General features: G+C 47.7%; 21 protein-coding genes. 11 read left to right on the top strand and 10 right to left on the bottom strand.

Translation table 11 applies throughout. The annotated features are described in order from the left end of the window. The first annotated feature begins 530 nt into the window (after positions 1 to 530). Positions 531 to 1,079, top strand: a complete 549-nt coding sequence (locus R2S67_RS20220) for a gamma carbonic anhydrase family protein (protein ID WP_074190038.1) — start codon at positions 531 to 533, stop codon at positions 1,077 to 1,079. Between the two features lie 7 nt (positions 1,080 to 1,086). On the opposite strand, the gene R2S67_RS20215 is transcribed toward R2S67_RS20220, so the two are convergent. From R2S67_RS20215 to R2S67_RS20200, 4 genes are all read right to left on the bottom strand, one after another. Beyond that, positions 1,087 to 1,350, bottom strand: a complete 264-nt coding sequence (locus R2S67_RS20215) for a DUF1488 domain-containing protein (RefSeq protein WP_012841273.1) — start codon at positions 1,348 to 1,350, stop codon at positions 1,087 to 1,089. A gap of 3 nt (positions 1,351 to 1,353) precedes the next feature. After that, positions 1,354 to 2,187, bottom strand: a complete 834-nt coding sequence (gene aroE / locus R2S67_RS20210; protein ID WP_317346762.1) for a shikimate dehydrogenase — start codon at positions 2,185 to 2,187, stop codon at positions 1,354 to 1,356. A gap of 101 nt (positions 2,188 to 2,288) precedes the next feature. Then, positions 2,289 to 3,206, bottom strand: coding sequence for an oxygen-dependent coproporphyrinogen oxidase (gene hemF / locus R2S67_RS20205; RefSeq protein ID WP_005394013.1), 918 nt, complete (start codon positions 3,204 to 3,206; stop codon positions 2,289 to 2,291). Positions 3,207 to 3,253: 47 nt separating this feature from the next. Beyond that, positions 3,254 to 3,811, bottom strand: a complete 558-nt coding sequence (locus tag R2S67_RS20200) for an L-threonylcarbamoyladenylate synthase (protein WP_046874602.1) — start codon at positions 3,809 to 3,811, stop codon at positions 3,254 to 3,256. Positions 3,812 to 4,010: 199 nt separating this feature from the next. Here R2S67_RS20200 and purE point away from each other — a divergent pair, with 199 nt between their 5' ends. Then, positions 4,011 to 4,496 carry a 5-(carboxyamino)imidazole ribonucleotide mutase gene (gene purE, locus R2S67_RS20195; RefSeq protein WP_005394016.1) on the top strand — a complete coding sequence of 162 codons (486 nt, stop codon included), beginning with the start codon at positions 4,011 to 4,013 and terminating at the stop codon, positions 4,494 to 4,496. Positions 4,497 to 4,500: 4 nt separating this feature from the next. Next, positions 4,501 to 5,628 carry a 5-(carboxyamino)imidazole ribonucleotide synthase gene (locus R2S67_RS20190; RefSeq protein WP_104971081.1) on the top strand — a complete coding sequence of 376 codons (1,128 nt, stop codon included), beginning with the start codon at positions 4,501 to 4,503 and terminating at the stop codon, positions 5,626 to 5,628. Between the two features lie 69 nt (positions 5,629 to 5,697). Here the strand turns inward: R2S67_RS20190 and R2S67_RS20185 are convergent, their stop codons facing one another. The 4 genes from R2S67_RS20185 to R2S67_RS20170 form a co-directional block, all read right to left on the bottom strand. Continuing rightward, positions 5,698 to 6,267 (bottom strand): type I DNA topoisomerase, encoded by a 570-nt coding sequence (locus R2S67_RS20185; protein WP_054868149.1) that lies wholly within the window; start codon positions 6,265 to 6,267, stop codon positions 5,698 to 5,700. A gap of 78 nt (positions 6,268 to 6,345) precedes the next feature. Then, on the bottom strand, positions 6,346 to 6,825 hold the full coding sequence (locus R2S67_RS20180; protein WP_005379074.1) for a DUF494 family protein: 480 nt from the start codon (positions 6,823 to 6,825) through the stop codon (positions 6,346 to 6,348). A gap of 2 nt (positions 6,826 to 6,827) precedes the next feature. Beyond that, on the bottom strand, positions 6,828 to 7,940 hold the full coding sequence (gene dprA, locus R2S67_RS20175; RefSeq protein WP_317346756.1) for a DNA-processing protein DprA: 1,113 nt from the start codon (positions 7,938 to 7,940) through the stop codon (positions 6,828 to 6,830). After that, positions 7,924 to 9,018: a LysM peptidoglycan-binding domain-containing protein gene (locus tag R2S67_RS20170; RefSeq protein WP_317346754.1), complete on the bottom strand. Its 1,095-nt coding sequence runs from the start codon at positions 9,016 to 9,018 to the stop codon at positions 7,924 to 7,926. The genes dprA and R2S67_RS20170 overlap by 17 nt, the downstream gene beginning before the upstream one ends. Positions 9,019 to 9,156: 138 nt before the next feature. Between R2S67_RS20170 and def the strand changes: the two genes are divergently transcribed. From def to R2S67_RS20140, 6 genes are all read left to right on the top strand, one after another. After that, positions 9,157 to 9,675 carry a peptide deformylase gene (gene def, locus R2S67_RS20165; protein ID WP_005379068.1) on the top strand — a complete coding sequence of 173 codons (519 nt, stop codon included), beginning with the start codon at positions 9,157 to 9,159 and terminating at the stop codon, positions 9,673 to 9,675. A 33-nt stretch (positions 9,676 to 9,708) separates the two neighbouring features. Then, positions 9,709 to 10,656: a methionyl-tRNA formyltransferase gene (gene fmt / locus R2S67_RS20160; RefSeq protein ID WP_005461453.1), complete on the top strand. Its 948-nt coding sequence runs from the start codon at positions 9,709 to 9,711 to the stop codon at positions 10,654 to 10,656. Between the two features lie 80 nt (positions 10,657 to 10,736). After that, on the top strand, positions 10,737 to 12,020 hold the full coding sequence (gene rsmB, locus R2S67_RS20155; protein WP_005394040.1) for a 16S rRNA (cytosine(967)-C(5))-methyltransferase RsmB: 1,284 nt from the start codon (positions 10,737 to 10,739) through the stop codon (positions 12,018 to 12,020). A 64-nt stretch (positions 12,021 to 12,084) separates the two neighbouring features. Beyond that, positions 12,085 to 13,461, top strand: a complete 1,377-nt coding sequence (gene trkA / locus R2S67_RS20150; RefSeq protein WP_317346748.1) for a Trk system potassium transporter TrkA — start codon at positions 12,085 to 12,087, stop codon at positions 13,459 to 13,461. Between the two features lie 9 nt (positions 13,462 to 13,470). Beyond that, positions 13,471 to 14,916, top strand: a complete 1,446-nt coding sequence (locus R2S67_RS20145; protein ID WP_006742925.1) for a TrkH family potassium uptake protein — start codon at positions 13,471 to 13,473, stop codon at positions 14,914 to 14,916. Between the two features lie 25 nt (positions 14,917 to 14,941). Continuing rightward, positions 14,942 to 15,526 (top strand): DUF3157 family protein, encoded by a 585-nt coding sequence (locus tag R2S67_RS20140; RefSeq protein WP_006742924.1) that lies wholly within the window; start codon positions 14,942 to 14,944, stop codon positions 15,524 to 15,526. A gap of 38 nt (positions 15,527 to 15,564) precedes the next feature. Here the strand turns inward: R2S67_RS20140 and trhA are convergent, their stop codons facing one another. After that, complete coding sequence (gene trhA, locus R2S67_RS20135; RefSeq protein ID WP_005394044.1) at positions 15,565 to 16,218, bottom strand: PAQR family membrane homeostasis protein TrhA; 654 nt, start codon at positions 16,216 to 16,218, stop codon at positions 15,565 to 15,567. A 70-nt stretch (positions 16,219 to 16,288) separates the two neighbouring features. Then, positions 16,289 to 17,095 carry a sporulation protein gene (locus tag R2S67_RS20130; RefSeq protein WP_005394045.1) on the bottom strand — a complete coding sequence of 269 codons (807 nt, stop codon included), beginning with the start codon at positions 17,093 to 17,095 and terminating at the stop codon, positions 16,289 to 16,291. 296 nt (positions 17,096 to 17,391) lie between these two features. On the opposite strand from R2S67_RS20130, the gene R2S67_RS20125 reads away from it, so the two are divergent. Then, positions 17,392 to 17,559, top strand: a complete 168-nt coding sequence (locus tag R2S67_RS20125; protein WP_005379043.1) for a hypothetical protein — start codon at positions 17,392 to 17,394, stop codon at positions 17,557 to 17,559. Between the two features lie 166 nt (positions 17,560 to 17,725). Then, positions 17,726 to 17,992, top strand: coding sequence for a YihD family protein (locus tag R2S67_RS20120; RefSeq protein WP_046874595.1), 267 nt, complete (start codon positions 17,726 to 17,728; stop codon positions 17,990 to 17,992). Positions 17,993 to 18,076 lie beyond the last annotated feature (84 nt).

Raw genomic sequence — 18,076 nt, 5'->3', positions numbered from 1 at the left:
GTTCAATCTGAGCCATGATCAAACTCTTCAATTTAAGATTTTGTTCGGCTCAATGAATACTGAACATTACATAAAGTAATGTTTGAATTGACTGTGCTGAATCCGAAGATTCAATGGTCACTTCGTTTCATTGAAACCTAATTTGAAACCGAAGTTTCTAATTGGATTATCATCAACGAGTGCCCACACAGATTGATAGGTCTATATTGTTAAAGAGCTTTTCCTGTTGAGCTTTGCTCAAAACAGGACGGCCATTTTAGCGAGTTAAAGTTTAGTGTCAATCACTTTTTTCAAACTTTCTTCAAGCGTTTCCGCTTGGCTAATTTGGCTTGCTCACCTCGACTTCGTTTCTTTCGAAGCGTTGCCGTGTCAGCGAGGTGGCATTATAGAGATTGCGATCACATTGGCAAGCCCTTTTTCACGTTTTTTTTGATTTTTTTATCGTTTGGGTGTTTTTTATTCTAAAAGGCGAGTTTTCACTACTATTCTACCTCCATGTCCTCTGTACTCGCCCCTAATAAGGAGAAAAGATGAGCTTAATTAGAAGCTACAAAGGTATAAAGCCTCAACTTGGTGAGCGTGTTTACGTTGACTCAACCTCAGTGTTAGTCGGAGATATCCGTATTGGGGACGATTCTAGCATTTGGCCATTAGTAGCGGCACGAGGCGATGTGAACCACATTCACATTGGTGATCGAACTAATATTCAAGATGGCAGTGTTTTGCATGTCACCCATAAGAACGCCGAAAACCCAAACGGCTACCCACTTATCATTGGCAATGACGTTACGATTGGCCACAAAGTGATGCTGCACGGTTGTGAGATCCACGATCGTGTTTTGGTTGGTATGGGGGCGATTGTTTTAGATGCTGTCGTTATTGAATCAGAGGTGATGATTGGAGCGGGCAGTTTAGTGCCGCCAGGAAAGAGATTAGAAAGCGGCTATCTTTATGTCGGTAGTCCAGTTAAACAAGCTCGTCCTCTATCAGAGACAGAACGAGCTTTTTTGCAAAAGTCTGCCAATAACTATGTTCAAAACAAAAACGACTACTTACATGAAGTAGAAGACTTGAACTAAAGGTCTATTAGCCGATGATAATATGGCCTTCTTCGTTGAAGGCTTCATCTTCTATTAACTCTTCTGCTATTTCTTCCAGATCAAATCGGTAGTCAATAAAAGCAGAGAGCACGGCCTGCTCCGTATCTAACTCTGAGCCAGATAACTTTTCTAACTTTTGTTTCGTCACAAAGCATTCTATTAGTGCGCCTGATTGTTGCGCCGCAAAGTTTACTGATTGTGATACTTCATCCCATGATTGCATGTCTGGGAATAAAATGGATTGATTCATCGCTTATTGACCTTCAAGGTTCTTTCTTAATTCACGCAAAATCTGTTTGGCGCCTGGACGAAGACCGCGCCATAACATAAAACTCTCAGCAGCTTGGCCAACTAACATACCTAAACCATCATAAGCATGTGCCGCACCGTGTTGCTTAGCCCATTGGTTAAATGTGGTATCACCTTTGCCATACATCATGTCGTAGCTTGTACTATTGGCGGCGAACACCGAGGAAGAGATCGCAGGTAACTCACCACTCAATGATGCAGACGTGGAGTTGATTACGACATCGAACTCTTCAGCAATGGTATTCATCTCGTTTGCTGTAACAGGGCCATATGCAGAAAACAATTCTGCCAATTCTTCGGCTTTGGAAAATGTACGATTAGTTATCGTTAGAGATATTGGTTTTTGATCGAGCAATGGTTTAATCACTCCTCGAGCGGCACCACCAGCTCCTATGATCAGGATGCGTGCGCCTTCTAAAACGACTTGATGTTGCAACAAGTCCTGCACTAAGCCTGCACCATCAGTGTTATCACCAATGATTTCACCATCATCAAGCTTCTTAAGTGTATTCACTGCTCCAGCAAGCTGAGCACGCTCGGTCAAACGGCTAGCAAATTGATAGGCATCTTCTTTAAAAGGCAAGGTCACGTTACAGCCTTTGCCGCCGTCAGCAAAAAATGCTTTCGCCGCCTCGATAAATCCACCCACAGGCGCACACTCTGCGGTGTATGTTAGGGACTGATTAGTTTGACGAGCAAAGAGTGTATGGATAAATGGCGACTTGCTGTGCCCGATAGGGTTACCAAACACGGCGTAACGATCGATTTGCGGGGTCATGTCCTTACCTTTATTCCTTACTTAGATATAGAGAAAACAGGGCCATCTGATTACAGATGACCCTATCACTATCTATCTATATAGAAAAGGAGATTCCGTGCTTACCATTCGCGTGGTTTCAGGTATCGCTCGTAAAGTTCGGCTTCAGGCGTTCCTGCTTCTGGTTCGTAGCGGTACTCCCATCGCGCTAACGGCGGCATCGACATCAGAATCGACTCGGTACGCCCACCACTTTGTAAACCAAATAAGGTGCCACGGTCGTAGACTAAGTTGAACTCAACATAACGACCACGACGGTAAAGTTGGAATTCACGTTCGCGCTCGCCATATTCGATGTCTTTACGACGAGACACAATCGGCAAGTAAGCTTGGCAATAGCCTTCACCCACCGCTTTGATGTAATCGAAACACTTATCAAACTCCCAGTGGTTCAAATCATCAAAGAACAAACCACCGACACCACGAGTTTCGTTTCGATGTGGCAAGAAGAAGTACTTATCACACCACGCTTTGTGTTCTGCATATACTTCTTCACCAAATGGGGCACAGATTGCCTTAGCTGTATCGTGCCATGACTGACAATCTTCTTCGAAAGGATAGAAAGGAGTCAGGTCGAAACCACCACCAAACCACCAAATTGGTTCTTCGCCCTCTTTCTCAGCGATAAAGAAACGCACATTAGCATGAGAAGTTGGGACGTAAGGGTTTTTGGGATGGATAACCAAAGAGACCCCCATCGCTTCAAAACGGCGACCCGCTAGCTCCGGACGATGTGCCGTCGCAGATGCTGGCATTTCTTTCCCTTCTACATGCGAGAAGTTCACCCCACCTTGCTCGAAAACAAGGCCATCACGCATAACACGTGAGCGCCCACCGCCACCAAGACGTTCGCCCGGTTCACGATGCCATGCATCCTCGACAAAGACGGCCTCTCCATCTTCTTGTTCTAACTGCTGACAAATGGAGTCCTGAAGTGACATCAGGAACTGCTTTACGGCGTGCTTATCGATTGCTGACATACGTTATTACCTATTACGTGATACCGGTTGATGACTGGCAAGCAGGGTTAGCCCTGTCTTAATATTTGTGAAGTCTTGGCGTCACGAATCTCGCTGGGTTTATCACGACCGCTGGTTTCACCACGAAGAATGGCCACCAGCTTGTCACCCAATTGCTCTTCGACTTCTTCCGTGGTCATACACGGTGGCAAGCCGGAAAGATTCGCGCTGGTAGAGGTTAACGGCTTTCCGAATGCATTACACATCTTTTGAACCAAAGGATGATCAGTCACACGAACTGCAATTGAATCAAACTGCCCTGAAACCCAGTTGGAGACTTTATCGCTCGCAGGCATGATCCAAGTGTATGGACCAGGCCAAGTTGCATGAACGGTCGCTAATTGTTCTCGAGTCAGTTGAGATTCATCAATATACGGCAAGAGCTGCTCATAACTTGCAGCGATCAGAATCAGCCCTTTTTCCACCGGGCGCTGCTTGAGCTCCAGCAGTTTTTGAATTGCTTCTGGGTTATCTGGATCGCATCCGACACCAAAAACCCCTTCTGTTGGGTAGGCAATCACTTCGCCTTGTTGTAGTGCGTTGAGCACTTGTTCAAAGTTATCCACCGATTACTTCCTGATTGTCTGACTGTATTATTTTCACTAAGTGTACAAATATTCATTCTCAGACACTAAAGCAATTTTTTTATAAAATGTATCAATAGCGTCAACAACAAGACGCAAACGTTTGCTTGAGATAAAAATCCCCGTATAATGCGCACAAATTTATCAGCTCACCTAATTTTGCAGCTTGAAGGAGTTTGAGATGAAAGTCGGTATCATCATGGGTTCTAAATCCGATTGGCCAACCATGAAACTAGCAGCAGACATGCTGGATCAATTTGGCGTGTCTTACGAAACAAAGGTGGTGTCAGCTCACCGTACTCCTCAACTATTAGCCGATTACGCTAGCAGCGCGAAAGAACGCGGCATCAAAGTGATCATCGCAGGTGCCGGTGGTGCAGCTCACCTACCGGGAATGGCGGCAGCCTTCACCAGTTTGCCTGTACTTGGCGTTCCGGTTCAATCTCGCGCACTAAAAGGCATGGACTCTCTGCTATCTATTGTACAAATGCCGAAAGGCATTGCCGTCGGTACGTTAGCGATTGGCGAAGCGGGCGCTGCAAACGCAGGCATCTTAGCGGCACAAATCCTAGGCACTCATGACGAAAGCATCATGGCGAAGGTAGAAGCGTTCCGCAATGAACAGACGGAAACCGTACTGGCTAACCCAAATCCAGCTGAGGATTAATCAGATGCATGTACTGGTTCTTGGTGCTGGTCAATTGGCTCGAATGATGTCTCTGGCTGGTGCGCCACTGAATATTCAAATTTCAGCTTACGATGTCAGCAGCGGTGATGTCGTTCACCCTTTAACTCAACAGGTACTTGGCCATGGCTTGGAAAATGCGATTACGCAAGTTGATGTGATTACTGCCGAGTTCGAGCATATTCCACATGACGTGCTCAAGGTTTGCGAAGCGAGCGGCAAGTTCCTACCAAGTACGCAAGCCATCAAAGCAGGTGGTGATCGCCGTATTGAAAAAGCACTGCTTGATGATGCTAGCGTGCGCAACGCGAAATACTACGTGATTGAAACTCGTGAAGACTTTGAGCGCGCAATTGAACACGTTGGTATGCCAATGGTTCTGAAAAGTGCATTGGGTGGTTACGATGGTAAAGGTCAATGGCGCTTAAAAGACGCTTCTCAAGTCGACGACATTTGGACTGAGATGGCAGAGTGCATCGCGGCAACACCTACTCAAGCGATTGTTGCTGAAGAGTTTGTTCCTTTTAACCGCGAAGTATCACTTGTAGGTGCTCGCGGTAAAGATGGCAGCGTTGAAGTGTACCCTCTAGCAGAAAACGTTCACATCAATGGCGTATTGAGCTTATCCACCGCAATTGATGCGCCAGAACTGCAAGCCCAAGCCAAGCAGATGCTCACGGCCGTCGCAGATAGCCTAGATTACGTTGGTGTATTGGCGCTCGAATTCTTTGATGTCGATGGCACACTGTTAGTGAATGAGATTGCCCCACGAGTGCACAACTCCGGTCACTGGACACAGCAAGGTGCAGAAACCTGTCAGTTCGAGAACCACCTGCGCGCCGTATGCGGCTTGCCGTTAGGCAGCACCAAACTGATTCGCGAAACCTCGATGGTGAATATTCTTGGTGAAGATACGTTGCCAGAAGCGCTTCTCGCCATGGATGGTTGTCACATCCATTGGTACGGCAAAGAGAAGCGTGAAGGGCGAAAAATGGGTCACATCAACGTATGTGGTGACTACCCAGGAGAATTGCACCGTAGGTTGTGCGCTCTCGCGGATGCCTTAGATCCAATGGCATTCCCAGCCGTGCACGAGTTTGCGAAACAAGCATAACGCTAAAATCTAGCCCCAAAAACCACAAAGGGTCGCACGATGCGACCCTTTTTAATTCCTTTGATGTATTTACCCTTGCTGAGTGTGCTGGCACTTACGGTTGGCACATTGCAATTTCACACCACTGGCGAGTTTCTTCTCCACCAACAGAGTAAAACCACATTCTTCGCACCTCCCCTTTACCGGAGGGAGATTCACTGCAAATTTGCATTTAGGGTAGTTATCACATGCGTAGAAAGTTTTACCAAAGCGCGTCTTACGCTCAACTAAATGACCTTTACCGCATTCAGGACACGCGTGGTGCTCTTGCGACTGCTTTTCTGGCTCTGGTTGATTAATCGACTCAATATGATGGCACGCCGGATAGTTACTGCAACCAACAAACATCCCATAACGCCCTTGGCGTAATACCAACTCGTTACCACAATCTGGACAAGGAACGCCAAGCTCTTTGACAATGTGTCCATCATTGTTGTGCAGGGCTTTGATGTAATCACAGCTTGGGTAGTGGCTACAGCCAAGAAAGGGACCGTGTTTGCCATGTTTGAGGATCAATTCACTGCCACATTTAGGACACGGCTCGTGTTCCAATGCGTGTTCATGGGCAGAGAAAAGGGTGTTGTCGATTTTACTACTCATACTTACCGTTTCGTGAAAAACACACCAAAAGACAAGCTCGCGTTCTTGCTAGCTAAACTCGAACTTGCCTAGATTGGGTTAGTGAAGAATCCCTTGTTCCTTGGTGTACAACAGCTCTTCCATTAGCGTATAAGCGTTTTCATTACCAGGCACATTAAACAGCACCATCAAAATGATCCATTTGAGGTCTTCAAGCTCAAACTCGCTCGTTTCTAGACCCATCACTCGATCAATCACCATTTCGCGAGTTTCTGTGGTTAACACATTGATTTGCTCGAGAAACAATAAAAACCCTCGGCATTCCAAGTCTAAACGCTGCATCTCTTTCGCTGTGTAGATACGAGTTGATGACGAAGCCATGCAAGTCGAGATTGCAGAAGAGGTGTCACTTTGCTGCAATGCGGCAAGCTCTTCTAACCAGACAAGGGCTTTGTAGATATCTTTTTGTTGGAAGCCTGCACGGAGCAACTCTTCTTCCAACTCGTCTTGTTCGACCTGTAACTCTGCATCGCTATGGATGTAGGTTTCGAATAGATACATCAGTATATCCATCATCATAGCTAGCCCCTCCCCTTTCGAATATAGCCACCTGAAACCGCAACGACATGCCCAGAGAGTTCTAACTCTAAGAGCTGCATCATGACTTCCTGGACAGGTATATTGGTCCTGTTTGCAAGAATATCAACCGGTGTAGCTTCACTTCCTACGTTAGCTAACAGCTGAGGAAATGGCAATTCTTCTTCATCATTTAACGTAGAAAATAAATCGGTACTCTGATTAATAGACCAATCAAGCAAAGACTGTATTTCATCTAAGACATCTTTCGTCTTTTCTACGAGGCAAGCACCATGACGTATCAACTGGTTGCCACCGCTGGCATTAGGGGCATTTATCGAGGCTGGCAGCGCAAATACTTCTCGACCTTGATCAAGCGCGTAACGAGCAGTAATTAACGAGCCACTCCTTTCCGCCGCTTCCACAACTAACACACCTAGCGATAATCCGCTAATAATGCGGTTTCGACGCGGGAAGTTTTCCGGGCGCGGCTTGGCATTGGGGCGAAACTCAGACACCAAAGCCCCATGTTCAATAACACGTTGCGCTAAACCACGATGACGTGCCGGATAAATATTTTCTAAGCCAGATCCCAGCACCGCAATCGTCTTACCACCCGCTTGCAACGCACCATCATGCGCATGACCGTCAATGCCTAAAGCTAGACCACTAGTGACAATAAAATCGTGCTGAACAAATTCTGCTGCAAAGTGGCGTGCATGCTGTAAGCCATCAATACTCGCATTTCGGCTGCCAACCATTGCTATTTGTGGCTGCGAAAGACAAGTAGAATTTCCTTGAACAAAAAGCAGAGGTGGCGGCGCAACGATTTGTTTGAGTTGAGGTGGATAAAGCGGGTCAGTCAGTGTCAGGATATGATGATTTGTAGAAGCCTCAAGCCAACTTAAACAGGCATCAACTTCTTTATCTGTTGAAGCCCAAGCTTGAATTTGCTTAGTTGTTAACCCAAGTTGTTGTAGCTGTTCGGGAGAGAAGTTTACGATGTTACGCGGCGTGTCTCTTGCCAGTAGCTTATTCATTTTGACCCCGCCAATGCCTGGTAAACAACTCAGTTTTAACCAGGCAGCAAGGTCACTGTCGTTATTGCGTGGTTTCATTGGTGGTCGGCTCTTGCGTCAGAGGCGAAACCACAGAGACCTCTTTATTAATGGGTTTAGTGCTGGTTGTGATCAACGCCAAGCTAAAGTACTCATAAGGACGAATCACAAGCAATTCGCCAACTTTACTCTGTGGCAGAGTGATTTTCTTATCAAGCACGCCAAACTCTTTCTTGAACTCATCACCGTCTTTGTAAACTGGGTGCGCGTCTTCTTTTAAATCAAACACACTGCCTTGTTTCAGACTGTCTGACGTGCCTTTATCAATCACCACGACTTGGTTAGTTGAACTAAAGCGAATACCTTCGATATTGCCCAGCAACTTTGCAGAGCTGTCTCGTGGCGACGGCAGTGGGTAGAACGTTGTTGTGAAGTCAGTGTTCTCGACTGATTGATTTGGCAACGCGATATCGTTACGCAGGATTTCTTGCAATTGAGAAGTGATCTTCAAACCAGAATAATCGCTCGAAGCTTCAACGAGCTCACCTTTGGCAATCAAACGCAGCGCGGTGATCTCTTTAGACACATCGTCACGCGAGAACGTTTCTACTGGTCGGTAAATAGCCCAACCTGTCGCGGTCTGCTTGCCATCGATGTACAGCACATCTTCTGCCGTCAGATACTTACTGCCTTTGCTGCTGCCCATCACTTTTGCTGCTCTGTTCAACGAATCTTTATCTAGCAACCGATCCGATTTGAGGTAAGGCATCACCAAACCTTCAGCAACGGTTGGCAACGCTTTCTTTTCTGTGATGCGTGCTTTCGGGCTCAGCTTCTTAACCGGCTTTAGGCTCAATACGGGCTGACCGTTAATCCACACCAAAGACAGCTTGTCACCGGGATAAATTAAATGAGGGTTGTCGATTTCCGGGTTTACTTGCCATAAACGAGGCCACAACCACGGGCTATCCAAGTACATGGCCGAAATATCCCATAGCGTATCGCCCTTCACGACTACATATGTTTGTGGCGCATCATCTTTAACAGTCAGTGGTTTCGCATCCACATTTGCTACAGCGTTGAAAGAGAAAAGTAACGGCAACGTAACACTGGCAACGTTGCGGAAAATTCGATTCATGACCCTCGTCCTTGGTCTATTAAGCAGGAACCAGAATGGAAATTGGTGCAAGGATGCTGTCATTTAGGCTATAAAATGTCTAGAATTGAGCCAACAAGGTTTGTGCTGTTTCGGCACAGTTCAATATTTCGAGTGAATATGTCTGTATTACAAGTATTAACATTCCCGGATGATCGCCTGCGCACAGTCGCAAAGCCTGTTGAAGCGGTGACGCCTGAGATTCAAAAAATCGTCGATGACATGATTGAAACCATGTACGACGAAGAAGGTATTGGCCTTGCTGCAACGCAGGTTGATATCCACAAACGTATCGTAGTGATTGATATTTCAGAAACTCGCGATGAGCCGATGGTGCTAATCAACCCTGAGATTCTGGAAAAGCGTGGCGAAGATGGCATCGAAGAAGGCTGTCTGTCGGTACCAGGTGCACGCGCACTTGTGCCTCGCGCTGCAGAAGTTACCGTTAAAGCACTGGATCGTGATGGCAAAGAGTTCACCTTTGAAGCCGACGACCTGCTAGCGATTTGTGTTCAACACGAGCTTGATCACCTACAAGGTAAGCTATTCGTGGATTACCTATCGCCACTGAAACGCAAACGCATTCAGGACAAGCTAGCAAAAATCAAACGCTTTAACGAGAAGCAGCAAAACGCTTAATCTCGAACCATACCAATTAGAAGGAAGCCTACCTTGAGTCAGTCTTTACGTATTGTCTTTGCAGGTACTCCGGATTTCGCCGCCCGTCACTTGGCGGCGTTGTTGTCTTCGGAGCATGAAGTCATCGCGGTTTACACAAACCCAGATCGTCCAGCGGGTCGTGGCAAGAAATTGGCTGCGCCACCGGTAAAACAACTGGCGCTGGAACACAACATCCCGGTTTACCAACCTGAAAGCTTTAAGTCCGACGAAGCGAAACAAGAACTTGCCGATCTGAACGCCGATCTCATGGTTGTCGTGGCGTACGGTATGCTACTGCCACAAGCGGTTCTTGATACCCCTAAACTGGGTTGTATCAACGTACATGGTTCTATCCTACCTCGTTGGCGTGGTGCGGCTCCAATCCAACGCTCTATTTGGGCGGGCGATGCAGAAACGGGCGTGACCATCATGCAGATGGACATCGGTCTCGACACTGGTGATATGCTGAAGATTGCAACTCTGCCAATCGAAGCGACAGATACCAGCGCTTCAATGTACGAGAAATTGGCTGAGCTTGGTCCAGAAGCCCTGATTGACTGCCTAGCAGACATTGCTGCGGGTAAAGCAGTGCCAGTGAAGCAAGACGATGAGCTCGCGAACTATGCGAAAAAGCTCAGCAAAGAAGAAGCACGCATCAACTGGAACGACGATGCGGCGCACATTGAGCGCTGCGTTCGTGCATTTAACCCATGGCCAATGAGCCACTTTGAGGCGGCAGAAAACAGCATCAAAGTATGGCAAAGCCGTGTCGCAGAGCAAACCAGTGACAAGCCAGCCGGCACTATCGTGCAAGCAGATAAAACCGGTATTTATGTTGCGACAGGCAACGGCGTACTGGTGCTAGAGCAACTGCAAGTTCCTGGCAAAAAAGCCATGTCAGTTCAGGATATTCTGAATTCGCGTGCGGCTTGGTTTGAAGTTGGCACTCTGCTGGTTTAAGCCATACTAGGGGTTATTATCCCCAATAATACGAACTTTTAGAGGGCAGAGATGCCCTCCTTTACTTTAAGGTACTCATCATGAATGTTCGCGCTGCGGCTGCTAACGTCCTGTATCTTGTCGTCGACAAGGGCCACTCACTTTCAAGCGCTCTTCCAGCGGCTCAACAAACGGTACGACCTCGTGACCACGCTCTGCTACAAGAGATCTGTTACGGTGCGCTACGTTACCTACCTCGCCTAGAAATGATCGCAAACCAGTTGATGGATAAGCCGCTCAAAGGCAAACAACGTGTATTCCATCACCTAATTCTGGTTGGCATTTACCAACTGAGCTTCATGCGTATTCCTGCGCACGCAGCAGTCGGTGAAACGGTTGAAGGCACTAAAGAGCTGAAAGGTCCTCGTCTGCGTGGTTTGATTAACGCTGTATTGCGTAACTACCAACGCAACCAAGAAGAACTCGACCAAATGGCTGTCAGCAACAACGCTGGCAAGTACGGTCACCCAAGCTGGTTACTAAAACTGCTGCAAGAGGCCTACCCACAGCAATGGGAAAGCATTGTTGAAGCGAATAACCAAAAAGCACCAATGTGGCTGCGTGTGAACCATCAACACCACACTCGTGATGAATACCTTGCGCTGCTCAAAAATGAAAACATTGATAGCACGCCACACACAGAAGCAATGGACGCCATAAAATTGGCCGCACCATGTGACGTGATGAAGCTACCTGGCTTTGATAAAGGTTGGGTTTCGGTACAAGATGCGGCAGCGCAGCTCTCGATCAACTATCTAAAACCACAAGACGGCGAGCTGATTTTAGATTGCTGTGCTGCGCCAGGTGGCAAGACGGCGCACATTCTAGAGCGCACGTCGGGCAGTGAAGTGGTCGCGATTGACTGCGACGACACACGCTTGAAACGTGTGCATGAAAACCTGAAGCGTCTCAACCTTCAGGCAAAAGTGGTTTGCGGTGATGCGCGTAATCCACAAGAATGGTGGCAAGGCGAGCAATTTGATCGCATTTTGCTGGATGCCCCATGTTCTGCGACTGGCGTGATTCGTCGTCACCCAGACATCAAATGGCTACGTCGTGCAGACGACATTGCCGCATTAGCAGAGCTACAAAGTGAAATTTTTGATGCCATGTGGACGCAACTGAAACCCGGCGGCACAATGGTTTACGCGACTTGTTCAATCACACCGCAAGAAAACGTGGAGCAAGTAAAAGCGTTTTTAGCACGTACCGCGGATGCGCAACTGCTGGATTCTGATCCCGACCAGCCTGGTCGTCAAATTCTACCAGGCGAAGAAGACATGGATGGTTTCTACTACGCAGTGCTAACCAAAACACACGCGTAACAGCATGCTAAATAGGGCGATTGGAGTGATTTCAATCGCCTTTTTCAGATAACGAGAAAAGAGTATGAAGATCATTATTCTTGGTGCAGGTCAGGTTGGCGGCACACTGGCAGAAAACCTAGTGGGTGAAAACAACGACATCACCATCGTCGACAACAATGCCGACCGACTGCGCGAATTACAGGACAAATACGACCTGCGTGTGGTCAATGGCCATGCGAGCCACCCCGACGTGCTGCACGAAGCTGGTGCGCAAGACGCCGATATGCTCGTCGCGGTGACCAACACTGATGAAACCAACATGGCCGCCTGTCAGGTCGCGTTCACTCTATTCAACACCCCAAACCGCGTTGCACGTATTCGCTCTCCAGAATATCTGGCCGAAAAAGAAGCACTGTTTAAATCTGGCGCTATTCCTGTTGATCACCTTATCGCACCAGAAGAACTCGTTACGAGCTACATCGAACGTCTGATCCAATACCCGGGCGCGCTGCAGGTGGTAAGCTTTGCTGAACAGAAAGTCAGCCTAGTCGCAGTAAAAGCCTACTACGGTGGCCCGTTGGTGGGTAACGCGCTGTCTGCTTTGCGTGAGCACATGCCACACATCGATACCCGTGTGGCAGCGATTTTCCGTCAAGGCCGTCCGATTCGCCCGCAAGGCACTACCATCATTGAAGCCGACGATGAAGTGTTCTTCGTTGCAGCAAGTAATCATATTCGCTCAGTGATGAGTGAACTTCAGCGCCTAGAAAAACCGTACCGCCGCATCATGATTGTTGGCGGGGGTAACATTGGTGCCAGTCTCGCAAAGCGCTTAGAACAAAACTACAGCGTGAAGCTGATTGAACGTAACTACCAGCGTGCAGAAAAACTGTCAGAAGAGCTAGAAAACACCATCGTGTTCTGCGGCGACGCGGCAGACCAAGAGCTTCTCTCGGAAGAGAACATCGACCAAGTCGACGTCTTCATCGCGCTGACCAACGAAGATGAAACCAACATCATGTCTGCGATGTTGGCAAAACGCATGGGTGCAAAAAAAGTAATGGTGCTGATCAAACGTGGCGCTTATGTAGATCTGGTACAAGGCGGCGTAATTGATGTGGCCATCTCACCACAGCAAGCGACCATTTCCGCCTTGCTGACGCACGTGCGTCGCGCTGATATCGTAAACGTGTCCTCACTTCGTCGCGGCGCTGCGGAAGCCATTGAAGCCGTCGCTCACGGTGATGAAAGTACATCGAAAGTGGTTGGGCGCGCGATTGGCGACATCAAACTTCCACCCGGGACCACCATTGGTGCTATCGTTCGTGGCGAAGAAGTCCTTATTGCCCACGACCGTACGGTCATCGAGCAGGATGACCATGTGGTGATGTTCCTGGTCAACAAAAAATACGTATCAGACGTCGAAGCGCTATTCCAGCCGAGTCCATTCTTCCTCTAGGATTTTCCTATGGTCAACTTACGTCCCGTACTATTTGTTATCGGGCTGGTTTTATCCAAACTGGCCCTTTTTATGTACGTGCCGACTTTGGTCGCTTTCTTCACTGGTACGGGGGGATTTCTCGATTTCGCCCAAGCCGTTGTGATCACGCACCTTGCCGCTTTCATTTGTTTGACGATCGGTCGAACCGCTAAGTTCAAACTCAGCGTACGCGATATGTTCCTCATCACCAGTTTGGTTTGGACCATCGCCAGTGCGTTTGCCGCCTTGCCGTTTGTGTTCATCAACCACATCAGCTTCACCGACGCCTACTTCGAAACGATGTCGGGTATCACCACGACGGGCTCAACGGTGCTCAGTGGCCTAGACAACATGGCGCCGAGCATCTTGCTGTGGCGCTCTATTTTGCAGTGGCTTGGGGGGATTGGTTTTATCGTAATGGCGGTGGCGGTGCTACCTATGCTCAATGTCGGTGGTATGAAGCTATTCCAAACCGAATCATCCGATTGGTCGGATAAAAGTAGCCCGAGAGCGAAAACGGTCGCCAAAAACATCGTAGCGGTTTATTTGATGCTTACTGGCTTATGCATTGTGGGCTACTTGGTCACCGGCATGAACCTGTTTGAAGCTATCAATCACGCCTTTACCACGCTATCAACGGGCGGATACTCTACATCTGACGGGTCGATGAACCACTTCTCTAATGGCGCACATTGGGTAGCAACCACCTTTATGTTCCTAGGTGGCTTGCCATTTTTGCTCTTCATCGCCGCGTTACGTAAACGCCGTATTGATGTATTGGTTAACGACGCTCAAGTTCGAGGATTCGCGTACCTGTTCGTTTTCTCAAGCTTAGTGATTTCAGCCTGGTTAGTGATTCGAGATGGATACACCATTCTGGATGCGCTGCGAGTGTCGATGTTTAATATCGTCTCTGTCGTCACCACAACGGGCTTTGGCTTAGAGGACTTCACCGCGTGGGGCGCATTACCCACAACTCTTTTTGCCTTCTTAATGATGGCGGGGGCATGCTCAGGATCAACGTCTGGCGGGATAAAAATCTTCCGTTTCCAAATCGCAATGACACTGCTGAACAAACAGATGATGAAATTGATTCACCCTTCAGGTGTGTTTGTACAGCGCTACAACCAACGCCCAGTGAATGATGACATTGTTCGCTCGGTGGTCGCGTTTGGCTTGATGTTCTTTATCACCATCATCTTTATCGCGGGTTGCTTGAGTGCACTGGGTTTAGACCCCATCACTAGCATCTCTGGTGCCATCACTGCGGTAGCCAACGTCGGCCCAGGTATGGGAAGCGTGATTGGACCGACGGGTAACTTCGCGCCTCTGCCAGATACCGCCAAGTGGCTCCTGAGCTTTGGCATGTTAATGGGCCGCTTGGAAATTCTGACTATTCTTGTACTGTTCTTCCCTGCGTTTTGGCGCCGTTAAGCAGACACAAATAAAAGGTATAACAATGAAAACATGGATCACTCTGGCGACCCTACTTGCCGCCTCATCCACATACGCCGCTGAAGTCATCACTTTAGCCGATGGTCGAGAAGTGAAGTTAAACGATGACTTTACTTGGGAATACGTCATGAAAAAACCTGCGCAGCAAGCAACAGAGACGCAAGCGACAATAGGCGCGGTTGAAACGATCGCAGCTCCCGCAATTGCGACAATTCCAGTTGTGACGAAAACTGTTGGCACTACTGTGGTGGTAAACGCCAAAAAGCCAACCATGCAGCTGTCTGACTCTGGTGTCGACGTACTGATTGGCTCCGCGAGCTATCAAGATGGTGAGCTCGTACTGCCAACGTCCATTACCAATCAAAGCTCACAATCGGTGATTCAAGTTGAAGTGGAAGTTCTGGTATTTGATATGTCTGGCCAGCAACTGGCGAAAGAAAAAGTCACAGTTTGGCAATCCATCAAGCGAATGGCGGATACTTACCTGCGACCACAACAAGCAGAACAGGGTAAAAGCATCAAACTGGCAGTGCCGCAGTCTCAGCAATACCAGTTTTCAGCCAAAGTGTTAGAAGTGAAAACTCGTTAATGTGATAACACATGTTTTGTCGAGTTCATATCTATCCGTTAGATAGGCTCGACAAAATAATAAATTGCGAAGAAGTGACACACACAACCCGCTAAAACGAAGCCGTGCCAAATCGCATGATTGAATGGAATACGCTTCGCAACGTAGAAAATCACCCCCAGTGAATACACTATCCCACCAGCTGCGAGTAATGTCAGTCCGCCAATATCCAAGTTGATCGCCAACTGATAAATCACAATCAACGACAGCCAGCCCATGACCAAATACGTCATCAAGGAAAGCTTTTTAAATCGGTAAACAAACGCGACTTTCATGATGATGCCGAGTAGAGCGATGGTCCAGATAACAATCATCAAACCAAACGCGAGCGGCGTACGTAAACTCACCAACAAAAAAGGCGTGTAACTGCCAGCAATGAGCAGATAAATGGCGCAGTGATCGAAAGTTTTTAGCCAGCGTTTGGCGTTGGGGTGCGGAATTGCGTGATACAGCGTCGAAGCCAAAAATAGCACGATAATACTCGCACCATAGACAGCCATACTGGCCAGCGTCAGCGTATCAGCTTGCTGGTCTATGGCTTTGATTAGCAGCAGTATCAAGCCAACAATACCAAAAATCATCCCAATGCCATGAGTGATGGTATTGGCCAGTTCTTCGCGTTGACTGTATTGAGGTTTCTGCAGTTCAGACATCAATGCGCCTATACTAGAGTTTGAAATTTGCTCTAGTATGGCACATTAGGCTTACACGTGTAAGCTTAAATTAAGACTCATGAACGGCCGTGGTTTGATCGAGATAATTAAGTACAAGCTCGCCCACTTGATCAAGCTTAGTCGTGGCTGGAATGGTCAACTCTCGTTTGAGTTTTCCGCTACCCAGTAAGCTTGCGAGCATGCCACCCTCGCCCTTGCGTGTGCGGTCAACTTCAAACCATAATTTGAGTTCTTGCTCGCTACGATGAGCGACAAATTCTAACTCACGCCACACGCCATGGTATGGCCCGTCAGTCGGCACCATCTCAAATTCTTGCACAAATGGCAGGTCGAACCCTTTCACTTCCTCACACTCCACTTGGCGAATACGCAAACCTTGCGCTTCAAATGCGGATAACACCGCATCCATTAGTGGATCAGGTCGAACGGTGAGGATGTCTTTATCGGTCGGGTCTAAAGCAGCAGCAACGTCCAAACCGGTTTCGAGCCACACTTTGGCGTCACCAATGGTGACAGGCGTATTCCAAGGCACATCGAGCTGAACATCGAAGGTACGCTCTTCGCCGGAATGGATGGTAAACGCATAAGGGAGGCTCCACTTAGCAAGCACATGAGTCTGAGGTACTCGGCGCATGCTGTGTCCTTCTCGCGCACCACGGTCATCAGGAGCTTCCGCGATATAGCGGCAACACAGTTTTAAATCGATGTTGTCGATCGCTTGTTCAGTGGCACCACCATAAACATGGATAGATACATCCACACTTTGACCAGGATATAGCACGTCTTGATTTAGGATTGAGTCGACCTTAGCGCTCCCAATCCCAAAACTGGCAAGTGTCTTCTTCAAAAATGACATAGGCACCTCCTTCGTCGAGATCTCATACTACTACTGCTGATCGAGGGATCAAACAAAAATTGCCTCGATCATCGCGACAAAATGACAAAATCTAAACAATTCAATTGCTCAACTATCGACCAATTATTACAAGGATGCTAATCTTATATGTGATATGCATGCATATCGGTATTCCTGATTCATTAACTGGATTGGCGAGAGCCAGAAGAGTGATTCTTCAATCTTGTTGGAGCCTAGCTCATAATGATTCAGGCCATTACATCGGCAATGGATATGCCTGACAGTTAGGTAAATTAATGCGCCCAACAACAGTCAGGTTCGCACACACTAATACTAGTGCAATGCGCCGCCGCAGTGGCTTTACTACTGCACCAAAGGCAAAGCAAGTTGCGCCAGCAATGACATTGGTTGAGAAGACAGCAATGATGTCGAGTGTTCCGGCCAAAGTTATCAAAGCAGCTTAATCAAAAGCGCGGCGCCAGCTGCGCTTTTTTCTTTGCACGCAACTCAAACCACCTCAACGACTTAGAACAAAACACAGTGAAATAGATAGTTTTTCCTATTTGGTCTTCGCAAAGCAATTTGGTACCTTTACAGCTAATTACACCTATAAATTCTGTGGAGAAAGAAATGAAGTGTCATCGCATTGAAGAGCTGCTTGAGCTACTAGAGCCTGAATGGCATAAAGACCAAGAAATGAACCTAATGCAGTTCATCGTGAAGCTAGCGAAAGAAGCAGGCTACGAAGGCAAGCTAGAAGATCTGACCGACGACGTGCTGATCTACCACCTTAAAATGCGTAACAGCAGCAAAGACGAAATGATCCCAGGTCTTAAGAAAGACCAAGAAGATGATTTTAAAACTGCGATTCTGCGCGCTCGTGGCATCATCAAATAACCGGCTCAACAACCCAGTATTCTTTAAGCGACTCCCTCAAATGAGTCGCTTTTTTATAACTAAAATTTTTAGTCCCACAGTTGG

The sequence above is a fragment of the Vibrio sp. T13N genome, assembly GCF_032970445.1.
In the GTDB taxonomy this organism is placed as follows: Bacteria; Pseudomonadota; Gammaproteobacteria; order Enterobacterales; family Vibrionaceae; genus Vibrio; species Vibrio diabolicus.
The sequence above is the reverse complement of the archived record's forward strand: the minus strand, read 5'-3'. Positions and strand labels throughout refer to the sequence as shown.

What these genes read in the sequence shown, in the direction of transcription:
- trkA (WP_317346748.1), top strand. Translation starts at nt 12,085, where the DNA reads ATGAAGATCATTATTCTTGGTGCAGGTCAGGTTGGCGGCACACTGGCA.
- dprA (WP_317346756.1), bottom strand. Translation starts at nt 7,940, where the DNA reads ATGAAACCACGCAATAACGACAGTGACCTTGCTGCCTGGTTAAAACTG.
- rsmB (WP_005394040.1), top strand. Translation starts at nt 10,737, where the DNA reads ATGAATGTTCGCGCTGCGGCTGCTAACGTCCTGTATCTTGTCGTCGAC.
- R2S67_RS20120 (WP_046874595.1), top strand. Translation starts at nt 17,726, where the DNA reads ATGAAGTGTCATCGCATTGAAGAGCTGCTTGAGCTACTAGAGCCTGAA.
- R2S67_RS20180 (WP_005379074.1), bottom strand. Translation starts at nt 6,825, where the DNA reads ATGATGATGGATATACTGATGTATCTATTCGAAACCTACATCCATAGC.
- R2S67_RS20145 (WP_006742925.1), top strand. Translation starts at nt 13,471, where the DNA reads ATGGTCAACTTACGTCCCGTACTATTTGTTATCGGGCTGGTTTTATCC.
- R2S67_RS20125 (WP_005379043.1), top strand. Translation starts at nt 17,392, where the DNA reads ATGCGCCCAACAACAGTCAGGTTCGCACACACTAATACTAGTGCAATG.
- aroE (WP_317346762.1), bottom strand. Translation starts at nt 2,187, where the DNA reads ATGACCCCGCAAATCGATCGTTACGCCGTGTTTGGTAACCCTATCGGG.
- R2S67_RS20140 (WP_006742924.1), top strand. Translation starts at nt 14,942, where the DNA reads ATGAAAACATGGATCACTCTGGCGACCCTACTTGCCGCCTCATCCACA.
- R2S67_RS20220 (WP_074190038.1), top strand. Translation starts at nt 531, where the DNA reads ATGAGCTTAATTAGAAGCTACAAAGGTATAAAGCCTCAACTTGGTGAG.
- R2S67_RS20190 (WP_104971081.1), top strand. Translation starts at nt 4,501, where the DNA reads ATGCATGTACTGGTTCTTGGTGCTGGTCAATTGGCTCGAATGATGTCT.
- R2S67_RS20170 (WP_317346754.1), bottom strand. Translation starts at nt 9,018, where the DNA reads ATGAATCGAATTTTCCGCAACGTTGCCAGTGTTACGTTGCCGTTACTT.
- purE (WP_005394016.1), top strand. Translation starts at nt 4,011, where the DNA reads ATGAAAGTCGGTATCATCATGGGTTCTAAATCCGATTGGCCAACCATG.
- R2S67_RS20130 (WP_005394045.1), bottom strand. Translation starts at nt 17,095, where the DNA reads ATGTCATTTTTGAAGAAGACACTTGCCAGTTTTGGGATTGGGAGCGCT.
- R2S67_RS20185 (WP_054868149.1), bottom strand. Translation starts at nt 6,267, where the DNA reads ATGAGTAGTAAAATCGACAACACCCTTTTCTCTGCCCATGAACACGCA.
- trhA (WP_005394044.1), bottom strand. Translation starts at nt 16,218, where the DNA reads ATGTCTGAACTGCAGAAACCTCAATACAGTCAACGCGAAGAACTGGCC.
- def (WP_005379068.1), top strand. Translation starts at nt 9,157, where the DNA reads ATGTCTGTATTACAAGTATTAACATTCCCGGATGATCGCCTGCGCACA.
- hemF (WP_005394013.1), bottom strand. Translation starts at nt 3,206, where the DNA reads ATGTCAGCAATCGATAAGCACGCCGTAAAGCAGTTCCTGATGTCACTT.
- R2S67_RS20215 (WP_012841273.1), bottom strand. Translation starts at nt 1,350, where the DNA reads ATGAATCAATCCATTTTATTCCCAGACATGCAATCATGGGATGAAGTA.